This window comes from Pseudomonas frederiksbergensis (assembly GCF_001874645.1).
Taxonomy (GTDB): domain Bacteria; phylum Pseudomonadota; class Gammaproteobacteria; order Pseudomonadales; family Pseudomonadaceae; genus Aquipseudomonas; species Aquipseudomonas frederiksbergensis_B.
Map to the genome: position 1 here is coordinate 2,367,776 of NZ_CP017886.1, position 26,394 is coordinate 2,394,169.

Genomic DNA, 26,394 nt, shown 5'->3' on the forward strand with positions numbered 1-26,394 from the left:
CGTAGAGCTCACTGATTAGGTTGAACGCGAAATTTTATCACAGGCTTTGTACTTGGCCTGTGTCCATACCAAAACGCTGGCCAGGCCAACCGGCAGCCAACTGATGAACCATTCGGCTCGTGGTGATCCACTGATGCTGGCCGCATCGAATTGCATGGCCAGGAACGAGAACAACCAGATCCCGATGATACCCTGACCATACAGCGTTTCACGGGCTCGCCATGCCTCACGCAATACCGCAAACCAGACCACACACCACAGCAAGAGCCCTGGCAGCCCCAATTCGATCGCGATATGGGTGAACAGGTTGTGCGCATGATCAAATTGAATGCCTTCGGCAAGCACCGTGTAGCCCGACTCCAACCCCAGTCCACGCAAAGGATGTGCAGCGATCATGTTCAGGCTGGCCATCAATATTTGTGGCCGGTACGAGGCACCGCGAGCCAACACCAGTGGTTCGAGCAGCCAGAACGCCAGCATCGCCATAACCAGTGTGCAAATAGCGATAACGCAGCTGCGGCGGTTGCGGCACCAAATTGGCATTGCCATCAGCGTCAGCAACAAGGCCACTACGGCGCCACGACTCTGGCACAGCACGACAAAGCCTGCGAGTAAACCCAGTGCGACCAACCAGACACCCTGTAGCCAACGGGTACGGGGTACCCAATGGATCATCCAGACCGCCGCCACCCCCAGTACATAACCGCCCAGAATCGGGTGACCCAACTCCCCCAACCCTTCAACACGCGCCGACCAGATGTTGCCGTCGAGCAGATAAAACTTGATGGCCGCCAACAGCGCACTCAACGCCAGGCCCAGGCCGCCCCATTGCATGACACGCATGACACGCTCCGGGCGGCCATTGGCAAACACCGGAAAAAACAACAGGAACACCACGATATACAATAGGCGCTTGGCGCCACGCGTCAGGTCGTCATCATGAGTCCACGACACGCTGATCAGCGACCACAGCACTAGCCCGAGCAACCCAAGGCAAAACACGCGCTGTGCTTGCCAAAGCTCAAAAAGCCGAGCGCGCGCCGACCACGCAAAAAACATTGCTGGCAACCAGAGAAACGCAGTCAGCCCTTGCTGATAAATCTTATTGGTCGGCGCAAAAGCAATGGCAATCAAAAACCAGAACAATCCAGTCGCCATCCATACCTGCGCCCAGCGCGTTTCCTGCATCAACCTATCCTCGCTAAATGGTCCAATCGCAAACCCGGCATGGTGAAAGCAGCAACTTTTCGGCATCATTGATCGCCAATACGCCCGCAATTTCTACAAGGCTCTCTACATGCAATGCTTCCGGCTTCCACAAGCCGCTTTAAATCAGATGATTGAAGGCGCCAGAGTGCTAGAAGCCGACAGTTTCGGCCCGAAAGTATTTCTTCTGCCGGACGGGAATATTCTCAAACTGTTTCGCCGCAAGCGGTTTCTCTCATCGGCATTGTTTCGTCCCTATTCGAAACGCTTCATCGACAATGCAGCTCGACTCGAAAAGCTCGGCATTCCTACCCTTCAGACACTCACACTCCATCAACTGGATACGCCTGGCATGACCGCCGTGCTTTACCGCCCCCTGCCAGGAGAAACCCTGCGCCAGCTGGCAGACAAAGACGGCTTCGACTGGCAACAGACCCTACCGGCGCTGACGGCATTCATCCGCGAACTCCATGCATCCGGGGTCTACTTTCGCTCGTTGCACCTGGGCAACATCGTAGTGACGCCAGGCAACCGGCTCGGCCTGATCGACGTCGCCGACATGCGCTTTTTGCGCGGGCCGCTGCCGCAACACCTGGTCAAGCGCAACCTGCAACACTTCGCTCGATATATTGATCGAGAGAAGCTGAACGAGAGCTTTCCAATGCAGACGCTGGAGCAAACCCTACTCTGAGCATGACAACAACCTGCGGGCAACCTGGCTAAAATCCAGCCAGGCGTCGTCCGGTGAAAGTACAGTGGATTGAGCCGCCGCGACCGATACAGAAGCGACACTAAACGCCTGTATTAACGCCTCACTCCAGGCGGTAGCATCCTCTGTTGCAACGTAGCAGCCCGCCTCTGCCAATTGCTCGCGAAACACCGCCAACTCGCTGGCCAGCACCGGGACACCGGCCATTACGGCCTCTTGCAGGATCAAGCCCAGACCTTCTTCAAGTGACGGAATCGCGACCCAATCGAAAGCCCGATAAAGCGTCGCTGCATCATCCAGATTCCCTGGCAACAATACCTTGTCGCGCAACCCAAGCTGGTTGACCTGCGCCTCCAGCGCGGCCCTTGCCTGACCCTCACCGATAATCACCAGGCGCAACTGCGGGCGCTGTATCAGCGCCTCGGCAAACGCCTCGATCAGGCATGCAAAGCCTTTTTTGCCAACCAGGCGTCCCACCGCCCCCACGACGGGTGTGCTGTCGACTGGCAATTGCAGCCGAGCACGCGCTTGCTCACGAGAAAGCAGCCGGGAACGAAAACCCAGTGGATCGAGCGCACTGCGCAGCGTAATAACGGGGATCTGTAAATCGGCCTCAAGCGCGTTGGCCAAGGTTTGCGAAACAGCCGCCAGGGTCAACTGCGAAGCGGGAAGCCGTGAAAGCGACTTGCGATCTGCTGCGCTGATCCGGGTCGCGCCATGAAAAAGTACCACTGCACGCAGCTGCGGCAGCTTCTTGAGGACCGGCAACAGTGCTCGAGCCGTGCCTAAGCCGTCGAGCAATAGCACGCGTACATCACTTTGATTCAGGGCGTGATAAAAACGCGCCTGTATCCACAGCGTCAGCAGCTTCCAGAAACGCTTGCCCTTGAGTTGATTGGAGGACAAATGCCACTCCCGCGTTTCGCCGATTTTGGCGACGCAGCCGCGCGCACTACCCTGCAACAGCCAGGTATTGATCGTTGTTGCAGGTTCTACCTGAGCAAGTATCTGCAGATGAACCTTGTGGACAGAGGCAAAAGCAGAGTCGCCGGACCACATGACATTAAGGATACTCATCGAGCGGGAAGCCCTTTTTCACATAGGCTGATGGTACGTTTCCTTATAATTTCCGGTACTTTCAACAACTTGAAAAATCCTGTCAAATACCCAGTTTCAGGCGTAACCGTTCGATCAGGCTCAATGCGGCGCGAGGCCTCAAGGCCGGCTGAAGCGCTTCGACAATACATTGCCCAATTCGTGAAAAACTGAAATGACTGAGCGCCAGATCGCGTCCATTTCGGGCAATGCTCAACGCCAGCTCAGGATCGGCACGCAGCCTGGCGAGTTTTTCCTGTAGTTGCGGGATATCCCGATAGAGCACCACGTTGTGCAGATCCTGCAACCCCAAGGCCCGGCTTTCCGCATCCCCCTGATCGAAGGCCAACAGCACGCAGCCACAGGCCATGGCTTCAAAGTTCTTGATCATGAACTCGCCCATGCCAACGTCGGCACTGACGAAGAAGCGGATACGGTTGAGCGTGTCGCGATATTCGTCACCGGAATGGGTACGAGTCACCACCAAGGGTTCGACACCCGCTAACTCATCGAGCAGCGCCTTGCGACCGCTGTACGCCACGCTATTCGTGCTACCGACGAAGGCCAGTTCGATATCGCGCTCACGCCCCTGATCCTGCAACAGCGTCTGGTCATAACCCTTGGGCACGAACACCGCGTCAAAGCCTTCCTCGCGTAAACGCTCGGCGACCACAAAACCGGAGCTGATCACCCGTGCCCACGGCAGACGGCGGTAGTGCGCACTGAACTTGCCGGTGTACTTGCAGGGAATGTAATTCTGATAGGCGTCGTGTTCGAGGATCACCAGATTGGGAACCGTGCGGATAAACCCGACCTGGCGGATTTCCTGTTTGAATCGCAGGAAGAATACGATGCGGTGATAACGCGACACGTCCACTTCACGCCGAAAATAGCCACGCAGGTTGCGCTGCTCATCACTGCTCAACCAGCGCAGATCGCATTCGCAATGAGCGGCCACACCTTCGTACAAACGGTCCAGAATGGCCCGCTGTTCTTTCTGCACCAGAAATAGAACCTTCATCGTCTTCCTTGCAGCGTTGAGCAGCCCGACAAAAACCTGAAATTACCTTTCTGCCATGGCAGAAAGACTCCATGCGACAGCCATTTACAATCGCCAGAACAGCTCATGCCGACGCACAGCCTTACGAAAAAATTCGTTCTCGCCGTAAGGCGAGCTTGAACGCCCTGCCAACAGACGCTGCAACCCGCGACGCATTCGACGCTTGAACGGCGCACGCGGCTGCAAGTCATGCATCATGCCTAGCGCCATGGCCTTGTCGCGCTGGCGCTGCAACGAAAGTGCCAGACAGTAAGGTTGTAGCACTTGCGCCGAATCGAACACCGGCGGCAATGCAATCCCGGCTTCTGAGTCACCCATTGGCCAGCGATCATTGTCGTGCAGGTGGTTTGCGTAACCGAGCAGTGTAGTCGGCTGCCACTCAAGTCCCTTCAAGGCTTCCAGCACAGCATGCTGTGCACAGATGTGATCAGGGTGAGGATCCAGCGAAGAGTGCGGCAGAACGATCACTTCCGGACGCGCCTTGAGCAACAGCTCACGCAGATCGGCCAGCAGGTTATTCCAGGTCGGCGCACCATCGCGGTCACCGGGCAAGGCTAACGGATTGAATTGACGAAACAGTCGCGTGTCGCTCAGATCCGCTTCACGCGAGCCCACCGGTTGAGCCGGCGCCGCCTGCATGGCCGGCAATTGCAGACAGAAATACCCCAATTGCACACACTGCGATTCAGGCACGCCGGCCCAGCGCGGCACCGCAATACTGTCCCAGGCACGCAAGCGGCCTTTGAGGCGCGACGCCTCGACGGCGTTCATCCCCATCTGTCGATAGTGCCCGGCTTCAATTTCACCGGCAGTCAACGTGACGATCCAGGCCTCGTCGGCCTGGCTGTACAAACCGAAAGCGGCCAGCTCGGCATCGTCGGCATGAGGCGCGATCACCATCACTCGCTGACGGCGGTAATCAGGGTGTTCGAACGACCAGAGCACGGGCTCTCCGAGCAACCGGCAGAAGCGCCCTCGTACACGCAAATCGCCCTGCGACAGAACATGCGCTTGACCACTGAGATTGAGGTAGCGCAGGCCGTTTACACCACGCTCGAAAGCTTGTCGGTCCGGATTATCGCCACCCGACAACTCGACCATGGGATCGAAAAAGCGTCCCAGCCAAGTGCTTTTTACCCGCAGCGCCAGTACCAGTGTGGTGTCGTCGGTCAGAATGACGCCGTCGTCCAGCAGCAGACGCCCACCGTCCAGTCGGACCTTGGGTTGCTGGGTGTACGGCGGGAAGCTGTACTGGTAATCGTCCTTGGGCGAGTAAAACAAATGGTCGGCAAACCACGCTTCATGGGCGACCCAGGCCAGGATCGCGAGCACCAGCGGCAGCCACCAGGTGACCAGCACGCCAACGGCGATCAACAGCAAGACACCGATCAACAGGCCGATGCGCTTGTTACGTCGATGACGCTTGAGCAGTTGCTGCTTGCGACTGAGGGACCGGCTCATGGTCTGGCTCATACGGCGAACACCGGCACAGGGTTGCACCAGCGGTCCTTGTATTCACGATCAGCGCGCCCGAAGGAAAAACGCAGCGGCTTGTCGATCGCACGGGCCTGCTCCCAGGCGCTTTGGGTATTGAGAAAACTCAATACGCTGCCGGGGCTGAACTCGCGAGTTTCAGGGTCAACCCCACCGTTGATGTACTCGACGCTGACCCACTCTGGCGCTTCAACACGGTAGACCAACTGAATCGCAATCGGGGCGTCATTGAGGAAGATCACCGAACCGATCAGCAACTCGCGCAGCAGTTCGACTACCTCGCTCATGCGTGCTGCACCGGTTGCCGGAAAACCCCAGCGGCGCTGGAACAGATCGCAGTAGATCGCCGCCAACTCCTGACTGGAAAACTCGCTGACCGGCCGTACCACGCCACCGGCTTCTTCAAGCAAGCGCAGCTCACGGCGCTGATTGTAGCGAAACTTCTTCGACAGTTCTTCAGGTGTGCGGGCCATGGCCAGCTGTTCGGTTTGCGGCTTGAGGCCGGCAAAGCGGCCTTCATTCAGCGCCGACAGGTAGCGCCCACGGTGACGCAGCAGCGCCTGCGCATCGACCGCAGCCGGCAGGATGAATTCAGCGTTGCCGAGATCGAACAGACCTTTCTTGCCGTTACGTTTGAGCACGTCTTTGGACAATGCCAGGTCGCGGCCCCAGGTCGGGATCGCGGCTTTCAGTTCGCCACCCTGCTCCCAGGCCAGGTAACGCACCGGGATATCGGCCAACTGCGCCAGACGTTCGACCACCAGAGGATGAGTCGCGACGCTACCGCCAAAACGCTGCCAGGCATCGCTATACGTCGAGGCGTCGACAACGGACCAGCCACGCTCGCGCCAGCCTTGAAATCGGTTGAGCATCAGGCCCTCGCCGTCAGTTCAAGGACGTGCGGCAAACGCCAGAACGCTTCGCGTACTGCACGATCCGAGAAGCGTTCACGCAGGCGATCAAGCATCATCTCGGCGCATACCTGACACTCGTGCTGATTCATCACGGCCAGGTGTTGCAGCCCTTGCGCCAGGTGCTCGGCATCCCCCTGCGGGAACAAAATACCGACCCCTTCGACCACTTCCTTCGCCCCGCCGCACGCGGTGGCCAGCAACGGCACCCCAGCGGCCATGGCTTCGAGCAGCACCATGCCGAACGGTTCGTGGTCGGAACTCAGGGCAAACACATCGAATGCCCGGAAGTAGCGACGCGCCTCCGGCACCTGACCGAGAAACAGCACGCAGTCTCCCACACCGAGTTCGCGGGCCAACTCCTTGAGATCCTGTTCCAGACGTCCGGTGCCAAGAATCGCCAGCTGACTGCCGACCGGCAAACGCGGCAAGGCCTGGGCAAAACCGTGCAGCAAGGTCGCCTGGTCCTTGTCCGGGTGCAGGCGGCCGACGTTGCCGATCACCCACGCATCCGGCGACAGGCCCAAGGCATCGCGCGCCTCATCGAAGGACACCTGAGTGGCCTGCAACGCGTCGACATCGATGCGGTTGTAAAGGGTTTGAATCCGCGCCGCCGGCCATTTCGGCAAGCAATGGCGCATGTCGTCGCGCACCGCATCGGAAACCCCGAGCAGGCTCAGACGCTTGCGAAAAATATGCGCGAACAGCTTGCGCGTCCGCCGCTGGTAATCACCAAAGGCGTGGTGCACGCCGATCACCGGCAACTGCGTTGCGAGCAAGGCGATGTAGATCGGCTTGAAACGGTGGGCGATACAAAAACTGAAATTGCGCGACTGGGCGATTTTACGCAGATCGGCAATCGCCGAAAGCTTCAGGCCACGAATGGCCTTGGAGCTGTACTCCATGAACAACACTTCATCAGACGCACAGGCCCCCGCAACGTCGGCATCGGCAACCCCGGTGAGAAACACCGTGGTCACTCGATAGCCGGACCCTGCGAACAGGCTGGCGTACTGTCGGGCGCAGTCCAGGAACGGCCCGTCATAGCCGTGACAGAACTGCAGCACATGGCGCTCAGCCGAGCGTGTCATAAGCGTCCGCGCCGTCTTTGACCACCAGAATGTCTTCCATGATCAGATACTGTAGATCGGAACCGAAGAACATGTTCAGGGCGTCGGTCGGCGAGCAGATCATCGGCTCACCACGGCGGTTCAGCGAGGTGTTCAGCGACACGCCGTTACCGGTCAGCACTTCCAGCGCTTTCATCATGTCGTAGTAGCGCGGATTGTATTCGCGCTTGAGCACCTGGGCACGGGAAGTACCGTCTTCATGGACGACTTCCGGCACGCGGGTTTTCCACTCTTCAGCCACTTCGAAGGTGAAGGTCATGAACGGTGCCGGGTGATCGATCTTGATCATCTGCGGCGCCACGGTGTCGAGCATCGACGGGCAGAAAGGCCTCCAGCGCTCGCGGAACTTGATCTGGTGGTTGATCCGGTCAGCCACGCCAGTGGCGCTTGGGCAACCGATGATCGAACGACCGCCCAACGCACGCGGGCCGAACTCCATGCGACCCTGGAACCAGGCCACCGGATTGCCGTCGACCATGATCTTGGCGATTTTCTCCGGCATGTCGTCGAGCTTGCGCCACGTGGGCGCGCTCGGGTGACGAGCGCAGGCCGCGATCACGTCTTCGTTGCTGTACGACGGGCCGAGGTAGACGTGCTCCATCTTCTCGACCGGTACACCACGGGCGTGAGACACATAAGCAGCAGCGCCCACCGCGGTGCCGGCATCGCCAGACGCAGGCTGTACGAACAGCTCTTTGACGTCGTCGCGAGCGATGATTTTCTGGTTCAACTTGACGTTCAACGCACAGCCGCCGGCGAAAGCCAGCTTGCCGGTTTCCTTGAGCACGTCGCTCAAGTAGTAGTCGATCATCTGCAACGCCAGTTTTTCGAACAGCGCTTGCATGCTCGCGGCGTAGTGGATGTAGGGTTCGTCAGCGATATCGCCTTCACGCTTCGGCCCCAGCCACTCGATCAGCTTCGGCGAGAAGTAGAAGCCCTTGCCCTTCTCTTTGTAGCGACGCAGGCCGATGACGTTGGCGTAATCGGTGTTGATCACCAGCTCACCGTTTTCGAACGAAGCCAGACGGGAGAAATCATATTTGCTGGCGTCGCCGTACGGCGCCATGCCCATGACCTTGAACTCACCGTCGAGCATTTCGAAACCGAGAAACTCGGTGATCGCGCCGTACAGGCCACCGAGGGAGTCCGGGTCGAAGAATTCCTTGATCTTGTGGATCTTGCCGTTCTCGCCATAACCGAAGAAGGTCGTGGCGTACTCACCCTTGCCGTCGATCCCGAGGATCGCGGTTTTCTCTTTGAAACCGGAGCAGTGGTAGGCGCTGGACGCGTGAGCCAGGTGATGCTCGACCGGCTCGATCTTGATTTTCTTCGGATCGAAGCCCAGTTGCTCGAGGCACCAGACAATCTTGTTGCGATAGCGCTTGTAGCGACGGTTGCCCATCAGGATCGCGTCAAGCGCGCGGTCCGGCGCGTACCAGTAACGCTTGGCGTAGTGCCAGCGGGCCTTGCCGAACAGGCTGATCGGGGCGAACGGGATCGCCACTACGTCAACGTCGGAAGGTTTGATGCCAGCCTGTTCCAGACAGAACTTCGCCGATTCGTAAGGCATGCGGTTCTTTGCATGTTTATCGCGTACGAAGCGCTCTTCTTCAGCGGCCGCGACCAGCTTGCCGTCGATGTACAAGGCTGCGGAAGGATCATGGCTAAGGGCGCCGGACAGGCCAAGAATCGTCAATGCCACAGGGGTCTAGCCTCTTTAGTCTGCATGCAGGCGACATGCGCCTGGAAATAATGTGTCCTCGCAAAAGGGCGAGAAACAGCTAAAGGGCGGGATTATAGCGTAAAGATGGCGGGAATGACCCAGAGGTTGTTTGACGCGGGGAGATCGCCTTGGACGCCGGTGCACGAGCGCGCTCGGCTCGTACAAAAAGCCCATAAACGTAGGACCCAGAGAAGCTTCTGACATGTTTTTAAGGTTGCTGGTCGGAAGCCGCATGACTAGCCTCTGGTGGTCGCTGCCCATTCAGCGACCGGGCGTCGCGGCCCGGATAAATCAAGGCGCAACCTCTCAACTCAAGGAGCGTCATCATGAACAACGTCACTACAAATCCCCCTGAAAACCCAAGCACTTCCCCTTACGCCTCCAACGACTCCAGAAAACTCCACGACGCCGCCGAGCGCGCGCTGGATCACCACCTCAAACCACCGTTCGACAAGGGCAACCTACCCGACAAACGTCCCTCCAACATCTTCGCGGTCATCCCCGATCTGGACAACGAAACCCTGCTGGCCCACGCCTCGGAAACGCTGGCGTCGCTGAATGTATTAGCCAGTGATTTGGCGTTTGAACTGGAAGGTACGCGCCGGCATGTGGCGCTGGCGATTCAGCAAATGATCTCGCTGGGGGAACTGTTGGTGAATCGGGCGCTGGATAATTTCGATCAGCCAGAGGCGCCGTAGCGCTGCACTGTGGGACGGGCCGGGCGTCGGGTCGCCAAGATCAAAAGATCGCAGCCTGCGGCAGCTCCTACAGATATCACCCACCCACAACGAAGTGGCGCGCCCCAACCACTCAGGCCGGCTGTCAGGCCGCCAAGATCAAAAGATCGCAGCCTGCGGCAGCTCCTACAGATATCACCCACCCACAACGAAGTGGCGCGCCCCAACCACTCAGGCCGGCTGTCAGGCCGCCAAGATCAAAAGATCGCAGCCTGCGGCAGCTCCTACAGATATCACCCACCCACAACGAAGTAGCGCGCCCCAACCACTCAGGTCGGCTGTCAGGCCGCCAAGATCAAAAGATCGCAGCCTGCGGCAGCTTCTACAGATATCACCCACCCACAACGAAGTGGCGCGCCCCAACCACTCAGGCCGGCTGTCAGGCCGCCAAGATCAAAAGATCGCAGCCTGCGGCAGCTCCTACAGATATCACCCACCCACAACGAAGTGGCGCGCCCCAACCACTCAGGCCGGCTGTCAGGCCGCCAAGATCAAAAGATCGCAGCCTGCGGCAGCGCCTACAGATATCACCCACCCACAACGAAGTGGCGCGCCCCAACCACTCAGGCCGGCTGTCAGGCCGCCAAGATCAAAAGATCGCAGCCTGCGGCAGCTTCTACAGATATCACCCACCCACAACGAAGTGGCGCGCCCCAATGTAAGCGCGCGCCGTATTTGGCACTGTTTGGCGGGATGTTTGGCACGCTTGAATTTAAAAATATTTTTTGTCTTTTGCTTGAGATATGGCACCGAGCAGAGGAACAGGACTGCTACCGTCTGTATGGCGCTCTGAACAGATTCTCAGAACTACTCATTCGAAGGGGTTAACGGCCAAGTGATGTCGGTCGGAAATGCCTGCTGGCTCTCAATACGATTCAGCGCCACTCGATATTGCTTCCATGCTTTGAGCAGTGCAGCTTCCTGAGCCGATGCTTCGTCAAGGTCGACGGCGTCTTGAAGCGGGTTGATACGAAGTGTCGCGTAAGCCAACAGACGGTCACGCTCTGTGACGGCTGCCACTGTCGCAGCGGCCAATATCTCTTCGGCCGTAGGTTGCGGAGCATCAATCATCGTTGGCAGGCCATCTACATCAGGTCCCCGGACCTTACCCGAATCAGGGTTAGCAAAAGCCGCATCGTAAAGTTCATCAGGTATCTCTCTCGCATCATCGGGAATTTCTTGGTGAAACCCCACCAGGTAATTCCCGCCAGTACCCGTACTGTAGACTCTTTTCATTGCATAACTCCGCTTAATAACCAACAGCCCAGTAGTTATAGGTTGCTGACGAACCGCTATCGGAATAGTGGAAGATGTGTAGCTTTTCCCTTGCCCACGACACTCCACCGCTGTAGTTCGAAGACAAATTCGCAGCAGCATTCAGCGTCAGTAAAGGTTTAAAACAAGCATTGGGGAACGCTATCGGGAAGCTGGTGGTGCTACTGCTACCGCTTGGCACAGTGACTGCTGTTCCCCACTGGAGAGTCCACCCAAAAAGCCAGGTCGGGAAAACGATGTAGCCGTTGGGAGAAAGACTTACTAAAAAGCCCCAACGTAGCGTCTTCGGTGTCACCGCCGATGCATCGTCAATACCTGCGTTGACTCCTGCCTGGCTTGCGAGCCTCACAACACCGAATCGTGCCTCGGTGGCCTGCTGCCAGAGGTCCGCAAGGGCTTTAGCCAGCTTCTTAGGGGTAACGGTCGTGGAATCATTAGCACCGGCAGCCACCTGCTCTTCGGTTGCGATTTTGGTCACACCGTAAAGCGACTCAGTGGCCTGCCGCCAGAGGTCCGCAAGGGCTTTAGCCAGCTTCTTGGGGGTAACGGTCGTGGAATCATTAGCACCGGCAGCCACCTGCTCTTCGGTTGCGATTTTGGTCACACCGTAAAGCGACTCAGTGGCCTGCCGCCAGAGGTCCGCAAGGGCTTTAGCCAGCTTCTTAGGGGTAACGGTCGTGGAGTCATCAGTACCGGCAGCCACCTGCTCCTTGGTTGCGATTTTGGTCACACCGTGAAGCAACTCGGTGGCCTGAACATACGCCGCCCCCGCCAAAGCCTTTACTGCCTTGAAGACTTGCAGGTCATCAGCCGGATTAAGTGGAATACCTGCACCGTTTACCAGGTTAACCAGCTCTCGTTGAATAGCATTCAACCAACCGGCCTTGATCAGAGTAGGACTAACACCGGCTCCAGGACTACCCTCTGTGTACTCCCCCGCAGCGTTCGCTGTATTGGTGCTATCGCCAATTTTTTGCATCAGTGGTCTCCGTAACCGAAAAGCAAAACGGACTCAGCCGGTTTCATCTGGCTAAGTCGACATTCAAGTGATTTGTTCCCCCACGTAGATAACGGGTCGCCAGCGCCCGTGATGCCGGACATGGCGTGATTGACGGTGACCACCGGCGCGTTGACTCGCCAGGTAAAGTCCCAGTCTCCGCCATAGATGGGGTCGCCTGCTCGTGCCAGGCCTGTACGGGCGGGTCGAAAAGTAGTGATGGTGATGTCATAGCCAAGACTCTTGGCCAACGCGATAAAAAAGGATTTGCTCTGCCCCCACGCGACTGCATTTTGCTGACGACCGCTTGAACACGTTGCCCGACCGACTGAGGAACGCCGATCAAGCACGGGTCGGGCAACGCCAATGCACGCTCCCAGTCCACCAACCCTTCGCCGGAGTCGGGGAACATGGCGCTGTAGACCGTGTTGGCTTTGCTATCGGACAAGGTCAGCGCATTGGCTTCGGCCTCAATGGCGGCCGAGAGCGTCGGCGCTGTGCCGTCGTAGGACACAGGCGGCAGTAACAGCCTGAGTTGGTCGGCAAGTGGTGTCATGGCAACAACCCCAGCGTGAGCGTTCCGGGACGAATCCAACCGATCAACGCAGGGTCATCAGAGGCGTTAACGTTTCCAGCCGGCGTTGTCACCAAGCGATCTACAACGCCCGCGAGGTTGTTGATCATGGCTTCAATCTGCGAGCGCTTAAGCATGTCGCGGGGCTTTAAAGTGCCTAGTAAGGCGTCATAGGCCTTCTGCGCGGCCACCTGAACGTCGGCAAGAAGATAACCTGGTGCCAACTCGACCAAGGCGGTGGAGTTGACGGTCCGAATGGTCGGCACGTACACCCAAATGTCAGCAATAACTGAACACTGACTCAGGATGTATTCCAGGCAGTTAGCGATTACCTCGGCCGAGGGAAGGCCACCGCTGGCGGTGATGATGACGTCGACGGTGCCCGCACCGCGACGCTTGGGCAGCACCAGTACATCGGTGACGCCATCGACCTCTTTAGCCCAACGGGCATAGTCGTAGTCCGCACCACCTGCGGGCGGCTTCTGAATGATGTCCAACAGCCTGGCTAACAGCGACTCGACCTTCTCCTGGTCCACTCCTCCAGTAGTTTCCCCGACGAACGTGGCAGTCGAATCCATGCCCAACGGTGGACTGGTGATGACCAGATCACCGGTCAGGTGATTGAGTGCACTGCCGACTGTCTGCGCTTTGACGACTACCTTGGTTTTGCCATCAGTGCCAAGTGTCGCGCTAGATTTCGCGGTGAACTGCTCACCAGTCACGACATGTCTCAAGGTCGCACCTACCAATAGCACTACACCTGGAACACCTTTCAATTCAACAGAGCCAGTGGCTGCCATTGCGTCCTTACGTGGTACACCACGAATTGCCGCCGCGTGAACCACTTCCTCTTCGTCGGCAGTGTCCGGGAAGATCTGCCGGTACAACCAGGCCAGTTTCTGATAAAGCCCCTCGATGGCAGCCGCGACCGCCGCCGAGCGCACGTAGTTGTCGCTGTCCGTGCCGATATCGGCTTCGGGCTGAAGGTTGCGAATGTCTCGCAGGATGTTCGCGAGAATGCTCTCCAGCGACGGGGAGGAATAAGCCATGTCAAATCACCCTTACAGGTTGGCGAAACACCTGCGGATTGCCGGTGGCGTCGATGATGTCGATTTGTAGGGTGAGCCAGCCGTTGTGAGGCTGCTCGGCGGTGATGGTGATCTTCTTGGCGCGGCCGTCATCGAGCAGCGGCTGGAGCGCTTGCTCGGCGTACTGCCTGGCAAGGATGCCAACCCGAGGGCGGTCTTTTTCGCGGCGAAGTTCGTGCAGGCGGGAGCCCAACGTGGGATCAGCCCACCAGGTTCCGAGGGGAGTCATGAGACGAATGTAAACGGCGTTCGCCAGCGTATTGATACGCTGGCCCGTCAAGTCGCCAGTGGTGGGGTTTATGCCTGCGTCCATAGAGAGGCAGGATGCCCCACAGGCATGCGGGGCGGTATTTCAGGACGGTTTAAGGTTCAGTAGGAACGCGCTTTCGCCATGTCACGTTGCTTCTCAGATAGCTTGGACACATGAAGGAATTGTCCCCCAGGCTCGGAGCGGGAACCAATTGAGGCGCAGTCGAATTAGTGCCGTTTCGCGAGCCGCTAGCAGGGATCAATCCAACCACTAGGCCGTCACTGGTAAGCCCCCATGCGGCGATCAGTGTAACGCTCCAATCCAGACGATCTTCAGTCCAATCGACATAGTACCAATCGGAGCACGGGGTAACTTGAATCACATTGCTCATTGAATCCTCCTTGTTGAAGGCTCGACATTATCACGGCTTATTGCTTCTGAGTGGGAGTAGGCCCACCACCGTGGTCATGTCCGTTATAGATATCGCGATCCTCCTGCATGCTCCGCGCATGGTCGGCAATCTCGCCATCAGCCTTGATACCGCCATCAACGTGCTGATCGCCGCTCATCTCAACCAACGGCGTCTCAAACCGCACCTTGATCCCTGCCTTGACCACCAGCGTATCGGTCACAATTTCCACCACCCGGCCGCGCTTCAAATGCACGTAATCTCCCTCATCGGTGTAGATCGACACTTCGCCATCCTGGAGCGCTATTCGGTAGCGACCGTCATCGCTGGCGGCGACGATAGCGTGTTTGCTGTTGCCTCCCACGGGAATAACCAGGTACTCGGCGCCAGGCTGTGGCGCTGAGCTGAACCCATAGTGCTGGAACAGCTCCGCCGATACTGACTCCCCCGCTAGTCCCTCGACTTCAACTCCAATCAGCTTGCCGTGAGTGTTGCGGGCCGCAACAGCACGGAAAGGCAGGCGAACATTCGCCAGCACTCTGCCGACTTGCTCACGTATCAAGCGCCCCATGCTGCTCATCAGAGCCCCTTAATCATTTCGATAAAGGCCGCGTCTTTATTGACCTTGCCTTTGTGTTTCTTCTGCTTGTTTCCGTCCAGGATCCACATCTTGTCTTCACGTAGCCGCAACTCGGTGATGGCGCCCTCGCCACGGGACAGGCGCAAAGTGCGGGCCATCAGGAAGAACGTGGCGTCCAGTTCGTGGGGCTCGCTGCGAACGATCACGCGTTGCCCAGGATTCCAGACCTGGCCGTTATCAGCCCGGTGGCCCTGGACGATGGCGCGTATCTCGAAACCTTCCAGACGACTGTCGGCCAGCAGCTTGCGGGCGCGGGTGGTGGCCATATCCTGGTTCTCGCTGGCGCTATCAATGACCACCTTCGGCCGGAAGATCCCACGACGGGCCAGGGTCTCGTCCTGGATGACCGAACGCAGGTGCGAGCGTTTGGTGTCGAGGCCGTCGTTGTCGTACTGACCATGCTGGCCGAGGACGGTGATCTGGCTGTAACGGTTGGCGATGGAACGGCGCACACTCAGGCGTTGCACGTTGTTACCCACACCGTCCTCGCGCAGGATCAACGTACCCACGGGCGGTGCGTTGTAGTCTGGCCCGCCGATGATCAGACGACCGTCTGGCTCGACCCATGGCCACAAACCGTTGGCCTCGGCGACTTGGAGTAATGCTTCCCAGGCGGTCTGGCCGGGTTCGATCTGAATGCGGCGCCGGGTCTTGGCTTGGTCGGCGCGGATTTCGACCTGGAAGATGCCCAGAGGCTTTACCACCTGGTCGAGGATCTGCGTCAATGATGCTTCGCGCATCGACACAAACGGCGCTGAACAATCGACCAGAGGCGCGGCACGGTCCCGGCCGTTGATGCGCATCGAAATGCCCTGGCGCGAGATGTCGTGTTCGAACTCGTCAATCTGCCCGGTCAGCACGCGGTCACCGCCTAGGGTCAGCGAGCATGGTGCCCCCTCTTTCAGCACGGCAGGCAGTTGCGTGGAATGCTTGGTGTACAGCTCCAGTTCAAAGGCGTCGGCGGGTGTCAGCAAGTCGGACTCAACCGACCAGCCGTCCCAGGTGTCGTGGGCCTGGCCGCTGATGGACAGGCGGATCGGTGTCGTCTGGATGTCATTCTGCATAAGCACGCAATACCTTGCCGGCCGGGATGTTGTGGGGTGTTTTCAGGTCAGGGTTGAGCCGGATTAGTTCGAGGGCACGGGAATGGTCGCCATACCAGCGGTGAGCCAACAGGCGAAGGCTGGCCGGGGTTTCAACCCTGCGCTCGACCATGGGCGGGCTCTGCAAAATGACCTGACGGGCGCGGGCCTGGATCAGCGCGGCGGTGTTGCGCAGCGCTTCGATGATCGGCCGGGAGGTTTCCACATCGTACAGTCGGCGCTGGAGCAGGATGGCGGACTGCACCAGCGAGCGCACCAGGTTAACCAAGCTTTCGAGTTCCAGCGGGCTCAGCGTCGGTTTCTGGCCTTCGTCCTCGATGACGATAGCCACCGCTTGAGCGTGCGCCGCCGCCAGTTCGGTGATAACCAACACCACTAGGGCAAAACCACTGGCCGCCACCGGATCTTCGGGCATGCCGTCCGGCAACAGGTCGGCGTTCGGCGCCACGCCCTGGCGAGCACTGATCAGAAAGGCGTTGCCTGCCCGAGCCGCGTCCGTGGTTAGGCTGGCGCTGCCGGGAACGGTGGCCGGGACGCCGGACATGGACAGCAAGGCGGTCGGCTTTTCCGGCGTGCTGCCTTGAATGGCACTGCGGATCTGGGTCGGGGTGCGGAACAGATCGGTCAGAGGGTCGTAAGCGGCAGATGGATGCTTGGCCATGGATGCCACACCCGAGACCACGCCGAGGATCTGCGAGCGCAGTTGCTGCACCCGCAGGAAAATGCCTGGCAAGCCCAGGGCTTTTTCGATCAGGCCCACCCAGCCGCCACCGATCCACGATTGAATTTCGCTGACCAGGGAGTCGATGCGGCCGAACAGATCGAACACACCGTCCTGCCAGGTGTATTCGTCTTCCACGTCGGTGACGCCGACATCGACGAACTCAAACTGGCGGGCGAAGAATGGCAGGTCTGGAGTGTCTTCTACAAACACCAGGCTAACCGCAGCTGAGTCTGGCCCCTCGGCATGGTGTTTCACGTCCAAGTTGTGGGGAACGACACTGACACTGCCATAAATCGGATGGATCAACTCACCCGGCCCAATGATTTCCAAGGCGCTCAGCAGGTTCTGTAGCTCGATCTCATAGTTAACGCCGAACAGCACCAGTTGCATTGGAAAGCGTCGAGCCCCACGGCCAAGATCCCTAACGCTGTCACCATTTTTGAAAGGCGTACCGTGTTCGGCAAGTGCGCGCTGCCACTGAAGGTTTTCTTCGACGACCTGGATCGGGACACCTCGAAAAGAGGCGTCCAGCAAGTTTTCTGCCCAGCTCATTGGCCACGCCTTACTTGGAGGTCGGTGCGGCGCTCGACCTCGGCCTGGATCATGCGCGAGTCCATGCGCAATTCGATGACCAAGGGTTGATCCAGCAGTCGTTGCAGGCGCGCATTGGCGGCTTGACTTTCAGCCCCGGCACCTACGGCGCGGTTGGCAACACCCGCCGCCCAGGCATTGGCGCCATCGACGGAGTTGCCCGAGGCGGTCAACCCGGTTTGTTGATGCGCCAGGCGCTGGGCCTGAGTGGAAAGCCAGTCTTGCGGTTTGTCCGGGTTCTGACCAGCCAGAGCAATACGGTTGCTGTAGAAGGCTGACTGGTAGGTACGCTGATCATCGTTCAGCAGCTTGCTACGTTGTGCCTGATCCAGACGGGCGTCATCGCCTTGAGGTGTAGATCCTGGAATGAATGCGCCTGCGATGTAGGGCGATTTACGTATCAAATACATTGCAGCTGCGGCGAGAGCACCTTGGCTACCAGGCGCTGCGGTTTTTCCAGAGACACCCGGCAAGTCCGGCAGAAGACCACCAGCGAGAGGGACGCCCGCTGGCCAGTTGGTCACGAACACCGACGTGACACCGGTCGCTTCTTCCAACACCTTGCCCACGGCGATGTTCTTAAGGGTTTCAGGACCACCCATGAACTTGTTCAGCAAGGCTCCCGCGCCAGCTTTGGCACCGCGTCCGGCGTAATAGCCGCCAACGCCCATCAGCGCACCACCGGCCAGCATCTGCTCGCCAGACAGGTTCAAGTCATCGAGCAGGTACGTGCCGAGGTCGGCAAAGCCTTTGTTAAGGGGCTTAGCCATACGGTCGATAGCTTCACCAAGGGTCGCTTTCATGCGAGTCCCGACAGCCGTCGAGCTGTTGAGGTTATCTGCCAAGTCCTTCTCTATAACACCCTTGGCGTTATTGATATCGCCTGTGCTTTCAGCAAACTTATCCAGGCGGTCACCAGTTAAAAAGGCATTCACACCTTTTTGGGTATCCTGATCCATCTTCCCGAAGACTACGCCCATGAACTTGGCACGCTCGCGGTCTGTTTTGAGCTTGCTGTATTTCTTTTTAAGATCTAAAAAAACATCTTGCGTGTTTCTTACGCTGCCATCTTTTTTATTAAAGAAGTCTACGCCTGTGGTTTTCGTTACTTCCTTCCGGTAACCATCATTGTTAAAGGCTCGTAACGTGGACTGAGCAAGTGTGCCCAGCCGGTCCGGTTCAAGTTCAATCAGGGACAAGGTTTCAACGAATGACAATGCCTGCGCCATGCTCATACCAGCCCGCTTGGCGTCGCCACCGACCTTTGGAAAGATGCTAGAAAGGTTCTCAAGCTCAGCGTTACCCAAGCGGCCAGCAACAATCATCTTTTGCAGCAAGTCGAGCGCGGCTTCGGGCTTGGCAAGATCAATATCGAAGGCGCTGGCTCCTGTTACCAGGGCTTTGGCCAATATTCCAGAATCAGCACCAGTAACGGCAGTCGATTGAGCAATTGCCTCAGAACTGGCTTTAGCTTTGTCGTAAGAAAGTCCGCTTGCAACTAACGTATCGAACCCCGTTTGGACTTGCTCCCGTTCAATGCCATAGGTCTTCGCCAGTCGCCATTGTTCACCGCGCCATTCCTCTCGCTGCTCACCAGTCATACCAGCAGTCTGCTGAGTACGGATCAACTGGCGATCTAGTCGGGCGCTACCAGTAACGCCGGAGACAACGCCAAGCCCAACCCCCAAACCGGCGAGTTGCCCCTGAGCGCTACTGCCCAAGCCTTTGAGCCGGTCAAACTCCTGACGCACGCCCATGGCAATGGTCTTCAAGGCGCGCAAATGACGACCACTGTTCTGGGCCATACGGCGGAAGGACGATTCGGTTTTTTCCACGCTCTGGCGCAGTGGCTGAACACCTTGCCGATCTGCGTTGGCCAACTCGGTCTTGGCGTCCCGCGCCGCTTTACGGGCGGCGTTGGCCATCGCCTTCAACTCGGCCGAGGTCTTGGTGACCTCGATCCGCGTGTCGGAACCAGCCTTCGCCGTTTCGCGCATGGCGTTGCGGATGACTTTGTAACTGACCGCCCCGGCCTGGCCGACCTTAGTAATGGCTGTGCCAGCCTTCCAGCTCTCATCGGCCAGAGACTTGGCACCTTCCTTACCGGCTTTACGCAGGTCGCGATTAAGCTCCCCGATCTCACGTCGGCTGTCGCCCGAATGGGCCTGAATACGAAGCGCGACGCGCAGATCGGAACTCATCAGGTGCTTCCTTTATTGGGCTTTGGCAAGGGTTTACGCTGCCGCTTGCTGACGTAGCGGGTGGTTTTCGGTTTGCCGATGATCAGGTCGATACGGGCATCAATCTCGGCACGGGTCATCCGGCGCAGTTCGTCTAGTCGGTAGCCTTGTCGGATGAAGGCGTGTTCGATGCGTCGCCAGTCGGCGTTGCCGCGCTCGGCGGCGCGAGCTTTTTTTCCAGCGCCGCATCGGCGTCCGCGATGACGGCCAAGTCGGTTTCGGCCAAGTTCTCGCGCAGCAGCTCGGTGGTCAGCGCTTCGGGCGGAATATCGCCCAGGGACAGCAACTGGCGGCGATACACTTCCAGTGTGACCAACTGAAAAGGCCCATCGGGATGCAGCTCTTGAGCGGCTACCAAGTCGCCCGCCATGCCGACGCGCAGGGTAAAGCGCTTGTGACGCAGGCCGGAGTAGTAAACGCCGATGCGCAGTTCGCCGGTAACGGTCAGGCCGTCCCACTGTTTGTTCATTTGCTCAGTCATTGCATTACTCCGTGTAGTAGTTCAACGCGGCGACAGTCAGGTCGCGAGTGGCTTCACCTTCAACCTGGTACTTGCTGCCCATCTCCAACAGTGAGCATCCAGTCCAGGTTTGGCGCTTGCTGCCGCCGTCTTGCGGATAAATGGTTATCTTCGCGTCCATCAGGGCACGCCAGTCCGGTTCGCCCGACTTCGGAATCGGTACTGCAATCTTGAGGTCGTGCTCTTCAATGCCCTTGGCCGTGCCAGTCGCTCGGCCGGTGCGGTTCATGGTCTTGACCACCTTGCGCCCGGTCTTGAGGCTCGGTTCAACACTGGTCACCTCGTAATCGGTGCCGTTGATTTCCAGGACGATGAGTCCCACATAGTTGTCAGCCATTTAGATGTACCTCTTACAAGAGCAAGTCGATGCGACCGGCGAATACGTGCAGGCCGTTGACCACGTCGACGGGAATGGTTGAGTTGAGGCGGTTTGCGTCTTGGCCCGAACGCTCGACCACCAGACCGGCAGCGTTGGCCTCGACCTCTTCGACGATCTCCAACTCCTCCAGCTTGAGCAGCACGTCCAGCAACTCGCCACGGACTGCTTCTGGGGTTTTCTTGGAGAGCTTGGAGCGCGGGAAGCGCTGACGGATACGGTCGCGGCAGGCCATACGCACGTAATACAGCGTGCGGATGGTGGTCAGATCCAGCAGCGACACATCCGTGGCACCGGCCGCAGACTTGGTGTAGGTGGTCACTGCACGGACGATCTGGATGACATCACCGGCCGCGACTTCCAGCGGCGTGACACCGTTGGCCAGAGCGGTTTCCTGCTCTGTGCGACCGAGGCGGTGAGTGACGGGCGGAACCTTGATGCCGGTCAGCACCAGGGTATTCAGCGGCCGTGCCGGATCTTCTTCCGAGGCGATCATCGCGGCATAAGCAGCGGCGACCTGGCGCGCACTGGACGCTGTCCCCGGCAACACCGCCAGGCTGATTGCGCCGGAGTTCAGCGACGTGGCCAGGGTGGTCGCGGCGGACAGGGTGCTGGTCAGTGCCGCTACGCCGATGATGCCCTGTTGTTCCATCGAGCTGGTGTAGGTCTGGATATGTGTACGCAGTGCGGTCAGCGCGATCCGGCTGTACCAGGCAGGCACCAGGATGGTGAAGCCGCCCATGGCGGTCGCGTCCAGTGCGGCTTTGATGTCGGGCTCTGCATCGCCTTCGACCACCACGCCCACGGCCGAGAGAGCGGCGTAGCGATAGGCCGTGATAAACGCGTCAGCCATTTCCTCGGCGACGGTTCCGCCGAACAAGGCTTTGGCCTCCGGTGCGCTGTTGAGCGGTGTCGGCACGTTGGCCGCCACTGTCGCACCTGCGCCCAAGGGAACGATCAGGCAAACGCTCTGTTTGTTGGTCGGCAGTGTCCGTACCGCCAGGCTGGTGTTGAACTCCATGTAAACGCCCGGCTTGCGAATCGACGCCGGGATGGTGTCAAAGGAAATGCTCATTCAGCGGGCTCCTGTGCGGGTTGTTTGGCACCGTTGCGCGGCTTCTTGGCGGGCAACAGTTCGCCTGCCGCCATCCGGCGACGGTAATAAGAGGTGTCAGGCACATCGACCGATTCAGTGGGGTCAATATGGTTGTGCGGGTCTGACTCCATAGGCACCTGGTGACCAGGCGCGGCTAATACGTGCATCACACGTCCCTCAGTTCGATGTTGTCGGTGGCCACCGGATCGGGGTTGCCCGCTGGCGAGTGGTATTCCAGGGCAATCCCTTCGAAGTCCGGCCAGCTTGGCTCTGGGATCAGCCAGTCCAGATCGATGGCGAAGGACTGACCCAGCACCGAAAGGTGTTGCACCTGAAACTTGCCGTTGACCAGGTTGTTGAACTCCGTTGGCCTGACCATGGCGCCGTCGGGCTTGTGTTGCCAGTTCGTGAGTAATGCCAGGCACTCACCCCACAACCAATAGCTGCCAGGGTCGCTGGCCTTGGGGGTGGTCCTGCGCTCGCTCCCGGAAGAAACGACCAGGCGAAATACCAGAGCAGCCGAATAGCGACGATTGGAGCGCGGCTTAAAGCTGATCTTGGGTGTGGTGATCAGGATCGAAGGACCACCCGCAATCAGGCTGGCCATCAAATCTGGGTCACTCAGTTCGCCGCCGTAGGTCTCCAGGCGCAGGCGCGGTACTGCTTTTTTCAGCGCCTGAAGCTGTTGCAAAACACCGTCTTCCAGTTCAGCCAACATCACAGCCGCCCCAGGGTTTTGCGTGAGAACAGCCGAGGTGGGTGGGCGATCTGCAACCCGGAGTCGCCCGCCTCGGACGCGCCCCTGGCTTCATCCTCGGTCGCCAGTTTCTCCAGGCGCTTGATGATGTCGCGATAACGCAGGCGCATTGTCGACTCTTCCACGGCCGTACCTTGCAGGTGATAACGAGCCAGTTCGGGCAGGTCATCCGTAACCCAAACCGGCGCATCCTCGCCGGGCTTGCGAAAACGCAGGTAGAACGACACTTCGCTACAAGCGCGGCTGACGGCATCGGCGATCCTCGCCAATGCGTCCATGGCGGTTTCCACCTCTTCGGCGGACCAACCGTCCAGGGGCTTGCCCTGGGCAGCGGCTAACAGCAGATCCGATTCGATGGGGTTACGCGGCGGCTTGACGGCCAACTGGGTGATTTCTTCCTCACCAAATCGGTGCATCAACTGGGCTGCGCTCGGTAGCGTGATGTTCATTTAGCGGCGGCCTTGGCCTTGGTGGCCTGAGCTTTTTCAGGCTTGGCGGCCGTGTCGGTTGCATCCGCTGCTGGCGAACCGTCCGGCTGATCGCCTGGGGGCGGAGTGTCCTGGCCGCCGTCGATGGTCGAATCCTCAACCTTGTCCATCACGGAAACCGGACCAGGTCCCCGAGCATCCGGTCCAGACTCGCTGTTGCCCAGGACTTCGCTGACGGCACTGACCACTGCATTAGCCAGAGGTGCAGCGTTTGTTTCAAGCGTTTGCGGCTGGCCTGCTTCCAAGGTGTTGGGTGCTTGCGGTAACGCGGTTTGCGATAAGGACTCATTGAACCGCTCCTGTACCTGGTCGAATTCATCCTCCGCGTAGGCGAGGATCAACTGAGGCTCTTTATCCAGAGCCCGCAACTGTTCTTCCGTGAAGAAGTCGTCCGGGTAGGAAGTCGGCTTACCAGGGTGTGCAATGCCGCAACGACGGAAGCCGTCGCGTTTGGCGGTGATCACGAAAGCCATAACGCCCCCTTATCCCAGCCAGCTCGGCGCCAGCACCTCGGCGGTGCCTGCCCATTCGTTGCCACTATTGGCATCCTTGACCAGGATCTTGCGGGCCGCGCCTTCCAGTTGCGACGGGACGACCAGTAAGCCGGGATTGATGCCCAGAGGACGGCCACCGTCTGCACGGAAGTTCTTCATGGCTGCGCGAGCGGCGCCGTAGCTCTCTGGGGTAAGCGGCGCCTTTGAGCAGTAAGCGAACTGCCAGAAGCCGAAACCGCCGTTTACGCGAGCGTCCACGCCATAGCGGTACTCGTCACGCATAAAGACCTGTTCATCGTCCATGCTGGTCATCGCCTTGAGCGCGTAGTTACGGCGGACCTGGAAGATGATCGGCTTGATAGCGCGGCTGACATCGAGCAGATACCAGGCTGGACCTTCGCCGTCCTGGTAGTTACTGACGGAGACAGCCGTGCCGGTGCCATCGGTTTGTGTGTAGACCGGATGATCGACGTCGAAGAAGTTCTGGCCGTCGTAGCACAGGGTGGTCAAGCCAGCTTTCAGCAGACCGAACACCAACTCGTCGGGGTGCGCGGTGGAAGCACGGCCCATCTCGGCGAACAGCGGTTTATAGACGCCGATCTCGTCGTCTTCGATGGAATCGCGAGGTACGCCGACCGAGGATTCAAACTTCTTGTTGGTGATGGAGTAGCTGTGCGCCGCCATGTTCTTAAGAACGCGGTCGCCGATCCACTCGCGGAAGGTCGGGAACTGCCCCAGCCAACCGTAGGTGTTGCTGGCGGACGACGACGGCACCGACGTGGCGATACGTGCCCAGTCGGTCGGCGTTGCAGCCTGTGCATTTTGGAACTCTGCCTTGAACGCGGTGAACAACGCCGCCAAGGAACCGGGGGTAACGATCATGGTTGCTTCCTTTATATAAGGGGAGTTACGCCTTGCCCTTGATGAATTCCGCTTCGCTCATACCCAGCAGCGAGGCGACCTTTTGCTCTTCGGCGTTCAGTGCGGTGGCGAGGTTGTCCGGTTTGCGTTCGCCCAGCTTGGTGGGATCAGCAACGATTGGCGCCGCATCGACGAACGCCTTGAAACGCGTCAGACCGGCTTCGTCCTGGCACATGGCGCGGTGGTATTCCACGGTGGCAGGGGTGATCTTTCCGGCTTGGGTGGCAGCGGTGATCACGGCGTCGACAGCCTTGGTGTGCTCTGCCTTTTTGAACTCGCCCAAGGCTTGTTCCGCATTGGTTGCGCGAGCTTCCAGCGCGTTGTAGTCCGCACGGGGGACGAAGCGGTCCAGGTTGGCCGACTCGTTGTTGAGCGCCTGGGCGGTGGATTTGAGTTTTTCAGTGGTGGCCGTAAAGACCTGTTCTTCGGTTGCCGTGTCAGGCAGGCCCAAAAGTTTTAGAAGCTCTGGCGAGGGTTTCACAGGGACGTTCTCCATTTGCTCTTGGTTGAGCGCTGTCATGAGGAAGTTGGGAATATTGGTCAGGGCTGCGCTGACCAGGCGCACGATGCGCGTGGTCTCAATGTCGTAATCGAAAACAGGGGAAAGGAAGCGGTACTCTTTGTTTTCAACCTGGAGTGCGCCGCGAGGCGTCCACTCGACCTGGCCCCACAGCGCACCGTTGCGAGTATCCAGTTGCTTGATCCAGGCACCGGCCGGAGCGTCTTCACCCAAGGGGGCTCGGCGCTGGGTGGCATGCTCCCAGTCGATAGGCAGTTCGATAGCCCGACTGGCGAAGTTGGATTGCACTGACTGATAGGCGAAGTCGTCGAACAGCCAGGCGCGGCCATCACGGCCAACGACGTTTGGACCGGCTGGAATAAGTTCTACCCACTCGGGCGCTTTCCCATCGGAAAGCTCGACGGAGCTGTAGATTTCTGAGTTAACGGCGAGTTGAGTTTTCATGCCGCCAGTGTCGGCGGGTCATCAAACGAAAGTAATTTCAGGGCGGTTTAAGGTTTTGCGCCTGGTGAAGGCTGCGAGGGGATACACCCATTGCCCCTTCTATACGTATAGAAGGGGCAATGGGTGTCTGCTGGTGGCGAAGGGAATACCGATACGAGCGAATCTAACGCAGGTCTAACGCTACCTAGCCACCCTGTAAGCGGCGCATGTATCCGTTAGAGGCGATCACCGCGCTCAGGAGATTGTGCGCGATCAGCCGGTTACGGACTCCAGTAAGTAATCCTGAATGATGGCCACGATCTCTGTGTCGTCCTCTGCCGATAGGCCCAGATAAGGCCGTGCCTTGATCTCGGTGTCATGCGCGCCACGACTAACCCACTGCGCAAAGTTGGATTTGCTCTTCTTCACAAAGCGATTGCCGACCGCCCCATCTTTACCCTGACGGAAGTAAACCTGCTGCGACCTAGCGGCATGTTCGACCTTGCCGCCGTTCTGGTGGATGGCGCCGTATGGCCGGTCTGTACCGAAAGCCAGTTCATTACCGCTGACGCTGTGGCGCATGGTGTCCTGGAGCGTGCCCTTTGCGCGAAGGATGCGGCCACCTTTCTTACGGGCCAATGTTGACGGAGCCAGCGGCGCCCAGGGCGAACCATCCGGCGCGACCTGTTTGATAAAGCGGTCATCAGTGGACTGGTGCAGGTATTCAGCAATGTCGTTAAGCGGGGTTGTCAGGTCGCCCAAGCGCTCTGCCAGTTCACCCAGGGCTTTGCCAATGGTGGTTGTATCGATGACAACATCGAGCATTGCACCGGCCATGGTTCT

Annotated in this window: 26 protein-coding genes and 2 pseudogenes; 2 read left to right on the plus strand and 26 right to left on the minus strand. The window is 58.8% G+C overall.

The window, feature by feature from the left end; genetic code table 11:
- Nucleotides 1–15 precede the first annotated feature (15 nt).
- Complete coding sequence (locus BLL42_RS11485; RefSeq protein WP_071552184.1) at nucleotides 16–1,188, minus strand: O-antigen ligase family protein; 1,173 nt, start codon at nucleotides 1,186–1,188, stop codon at nucleotides 16–18.
- A 109-nt stretch (nucleotides 1,189–1,297) separates the two neighbouring features.
- Here BLL42_RS11485 and BLL42_RS11490 point away from each other — a divergent pair, with 109 nt between their 5' ends.
- Nucleotides 1,298–1,897 (plus strand): BUD32 family EKC/KEOPS complex subunit, encoded by a 600-nt coding sequence (locus BLL42_RS11490; protein WP_071552185.1) that lies wholly within the window; start codon nucleotides 1,298–1,300, stop codon nucleotides 1,895–1,897.
- Here the strand turns inward: BLL42_RS11490 and BLL42_RS11495 are convergent.
- From BLL42_RS11495 to BLL42_RS11520, 6 genes are all read right to left on the minus strand, one after another.
- Complete coding sequence (locus BLL42_RS11495) at nucleotides 1,889–2,992, minus strand: glycosyltransferase (protein WP_071552186.1); 1,104 nt, start codon at nucleotides 2,990–2,992, stop codon at nucleotides 1,889–1,891. The genes BLL42_RS11490 and BLL42_RS11495 overlap by 9 nt on opposite strands.
- A gap of 82 nt (nucleotides 2,993–3,074) precedes the next feature.
- On the minus strand, nucleotides 3,075–4,031 hold the full coding sequence (locus BLL42_RS11500; RefSeq protein WP_071552187.1) for a glycosyltransferase family protein: 957 nt from the start codon (nucleotides 4,029–4,031) through the stop codon (nucleotides 3,075–3,077).
- An 84-nt stretch (nucleotides 4,032–4,115) separates the two neighbouring features.
- On the minus strand, nucleotides 4,116–5,531 hold the full coding sequence (locus BLL42_RS11505) for a PIG-L deacetylase family protein (protein ID WP_071555743.1): 1,416 nt from the start codon (nucleotides 5,529–5,531) through the stop codon (nucleotides 4,116–4,118).
- 8 nt (nucleotides 5,532–5,539) lie between these two features.
- Nucleotides 5,540–6,436 (minus strand): antimicrobial resistance protein Mig-14, encoded by an 897-nt coding sequence (locus BLL42_RS11510; RefSeq protein ID WP_071552188.1) that lies wholly within the window; start codon nucleotides 6,434–6,436, stop codon nucleotides 5,540–5,542.
- Nucleotides 6,436–7,566, minus strand: coding sequence for a glycosyltransferase (locus tag BLL42_RS11515; RefSeq protein ID WP_071552189.1), 1,131 nt, complete (start codon nucleotides 7,564–7,566; stop codon nucleotides 6,436–6,438). Before BLL42_RS11515 ends, BLL42_RS11510 begins: the two co-directional genes overlap by 1 nt.
- On the minus strand, nucleotides 7,550–9,307 hold the full coding sequence (locus BLL42_RS11520; RefSeq protein WP_071552190.1) for a carbamoyltransferase family protein: 1,758 nt from the start codon (nucleotides 9,305–9,307) through the stop codon (nucleotides 7,550–7,552). The genes BLL42_RS11515 and BLL42_RS11520 overlap by 17 nt, the downstream gene beginning before the upstream one ends.
- Nucleotides 9,308–9,654: 347 nt before the next feature.
- Between BLL42_RS11520 and BLL42_RS11525 the strand changes: the two genes are divergently transcribed.
- Nucleotides 9,655–10,026, plus strand: a complete 372-nt coding sequence (locus BLL42_RS11525; protein WP_071552191.1) for a DUF6124 family protein — start codon at nucleotides 9,655–9,657, stop codon at nucleotides 10,024–10,026.
- A gap of 846 nt (nucleotides 10,027–10,872) precedes the next feature.
- Here the strand turns inward: BLL42_RS11525 and BLL42_RS11530 are convergent.
- The 19 genes and pseudogenes from BLL42_RS11530 to BLL42_RS11620 form a co-directional block, all read right to left on the minus strand.
- A complete protein-coding gene (locus tag BLL42_RS11530) occupies nucleotides 10,873–11,301 on the minus strand; it encodes a tail fiber assembly protein (protein WP_071552192.1) in 429 nt (142 codons plus the stop codon).
- Between the two features lie 13 nt (nucleotides 11,302–11,314).
- Nucleotides 11,315–12,319, minus strand: a complete 1,005-nt coding sequence (locus BLL42_RS11535) for a gp53-like domain-containing protein (RefSeq protein WP_071552193.1) — start codon at nucleotides 12,317–12,319, stop codon at nucleotides 11,315–11,317.
- Nucleotides 12,319–12,893: pseudogene (locus BLL42_RS31015) on the minus strand (YmfQ family protein). The gene BLL42_RS11535 and the pseudogene BLL42_RS31015 overlap by 1 nt, the downstream one beginning before the upstream one ends.
- A complete protein-coding gene (locus tag BLL42_RS11545; protein WP_071552194.1) occupies nucleotides 12,890–13,960 on the minus strand; it encodes a baseplate J/gp47 family protein in 1,071 nt (356 codons plus the stop codon). The pseudogene BLL42_RS31015 and the gene BLL42_RS11545 overlap by 4 nt, the downstream one beginning before the upstream one ends.
- Before the next feature lies 1 nt (nucleotide 13,961).
- Nucleotides 13,962–14,312: a phage GP46 family protein gene (locus tag BLL42_RS11550; protein WP_071552195.1), complete on the minus strand. Its 351-nt coding sequence runs from the start codon at nucleotides 14,310–14,312 to the stop codon at nucleotides 13,962–13,964.
- A gap of 365 nt (nucleotides 14,313–14,677) precedes the next feature.
- The gene (locus tag BLL42_RS11555) at nucleotides 14,678–15,238 is read right to left on the minus strand and encodes a phage baseplate assembly protein domain-containing protein (RefSeq protein WP_071552196.1); all 561 of its coding nucleotides are present in this window, start codon (nucleotides 15,236–15,238) and stop codon (nucleotides 14,678–14,680) included.
- Nucleotides 15,238–16,362, minus strand: coding sequence for a phage baseplate assembly protein (locus tag BLL42_RS11560; RefSeq protein ID WP_071552197.1), 1,125 nt, complete (start codon nucleotides 16,360–16,362; stop codon nucleotides 15,238–15,240). The genes BLL42_RS11555 and BLL42_RS11560 overlap by 1 nt, the downstream gene beginning before the upstream one ends.
- Nucleotides 16,352–17,677, minus strand: coding sequence for a DNA circularization protein (locus BLL42_RS11565; RefSeq protein ID WP_071552198.1), 1,326 nt, complete (start codon nucleotides 17,675–17,677; stop codon nucleotides 16,352–16,354). Before BLL42_RS11565 ends, BLL42_RS11560 begins: the two co-directional genes overlap by 11 nt.
- On the minus strand, nucleotides 17,674–19,917 hold the full coding sequence (locus tag BLL42_RS11570) for a phage tail tape measure protein (RefSeq protein WP_071552199.1): 2,244 nt from the start codon (nucleotides 19,915–19,917) through the stop codon (nucleotides 17,674–17,676). Before BLL42_RS11570 ends, BLL42_RS11565 begins: the two co-directional genes overlap by 4 nt.
- A gap of 133 nt (nucleotides 19,918–20,050) precedes the next feature.
- A complete protein-coding gene (locus BLL42_RS11575) occupies nucleotides 20,051–20,437 on the minus strand; it encodes a hypothetical protein (protein ID WP_071552200.1) in 387 nt (128 codons plus the stop codon).
- Nucleotides 20,438–20,441: 4 nt separating this feature from the next.
- On the minus strand, nucleotides 20,442–20,813 hold the full coding sequence (locus tag BLL42_RS11580; protein ID WP_071552201.1) for a phage tail protein: 372 nt from the start codon (nucleotides 20,811–20,813) through the stop codon (nucleotides 20,442–20,444).
- A gap of 13 nt (nucleotides 20,814–20,826) precedes the next feature.
- Entirely contained in the window at nucleotides 20,827–21,927 is a 1,101-nt protein-coding gene (locus BLL42_RS11585; RefSeq protein WP_071552202.1) for a phage tail sheath C-terminal domain-containing protein, read from the minus strand.
- Nucleotides 21,924–22,115 (minus strand): DUF2635 domain-containing protein, encoded by a 192-nt coding sequence (locus BLL42_RS11590; RefSeq protein WP_071552203.1) that lies wholly within the window; start codon nucleotides 22,113–22,115, stop codon nucleotides 21,924–21,926. Before BLL42_RS11590 ends, BLL42_RS11585 begins: the two co-directional genes overlap by 4 nt.
- The gene (locus BLL42_RS11595; protein WP_071552204.1) at nucleotides 22,115–22,666 is read right to left on the minus strand and encodes a phage protein Gp37; all 552 of its coding nucleotides are present in this window, start codon (nucleotides 22,664–22,666) and stop codon (nucleotides 22,115–22,117) included. Before BLL42_RS11595 ends, BLL42_RS11590 begins: the two co-directional genes overlap by 1 nt.
- The gene (locus BLL42_RS11600; protein ID WP_071552205.1) at nucleotides 22,666–23,154 is read right to left on the minus strand and encodes a phage protein Gp36 family protein; all 489 of its coding nucleotides are present in this window, start codon (nucleotides 23,152–23,154) and stop codon (nucleotides 22,666–22,668) included. Before BLL42_RS11600 ends, BLL42_RS11595 begins: the two co-directional genes overlap by 1 nt.
- On the minus strand, nucleotides 23,151–23,666 hold the full coding sequence (locus BLL42_RS11605; RefSeq protein ID WP_071552206.1) for an HI1506-related protein: 516 nt from the start codon (nucleotides 23,664–23,666) through the stop codon (nucleotides 23,151–23,153). The genes BLL42_RS11600 and BLL42_RS11605 overlap by 4 nt, the downstream gene beginning before the upstream one ends.
- A 9-nt stretch (nucleotides 23,667–23,675) precedes the next feature.
- A complete protein-coding gene (locus BLL42_RS11610; protein ID WP_071552208.1) occupies nucleotides 23,676–24,569 on the minus strand; it encodes a Mu-like prophage major head subunit gpT family protein in 894 nt (297 codons plus the stop codon).
- Between the two features lie 556 nt (nucleotides 24,570–25,125).
- A pseudogene (locus tag BLL42_RS31260) lies at nucleotides 25,126–25,572 on the minus strand (phage protease); the annotation flags it as partial.
- A gap of 252 nt (nucleotides 25,573–25,824) precedes the next feature.
- Complete coding sequence (locus BLL42_RS11620) at nucleotides 25,825–26,388, minus strand: phage virion morphogenesis protein (protein WP_071552212.1); 564 nt, start codon at nucleotides 26,386–26,388, stop codon at nucleotides 25,825–25,827.
- Between the last annotated feature and the right edge of the window lie 6 nt (nucleotides 26,389–26,394).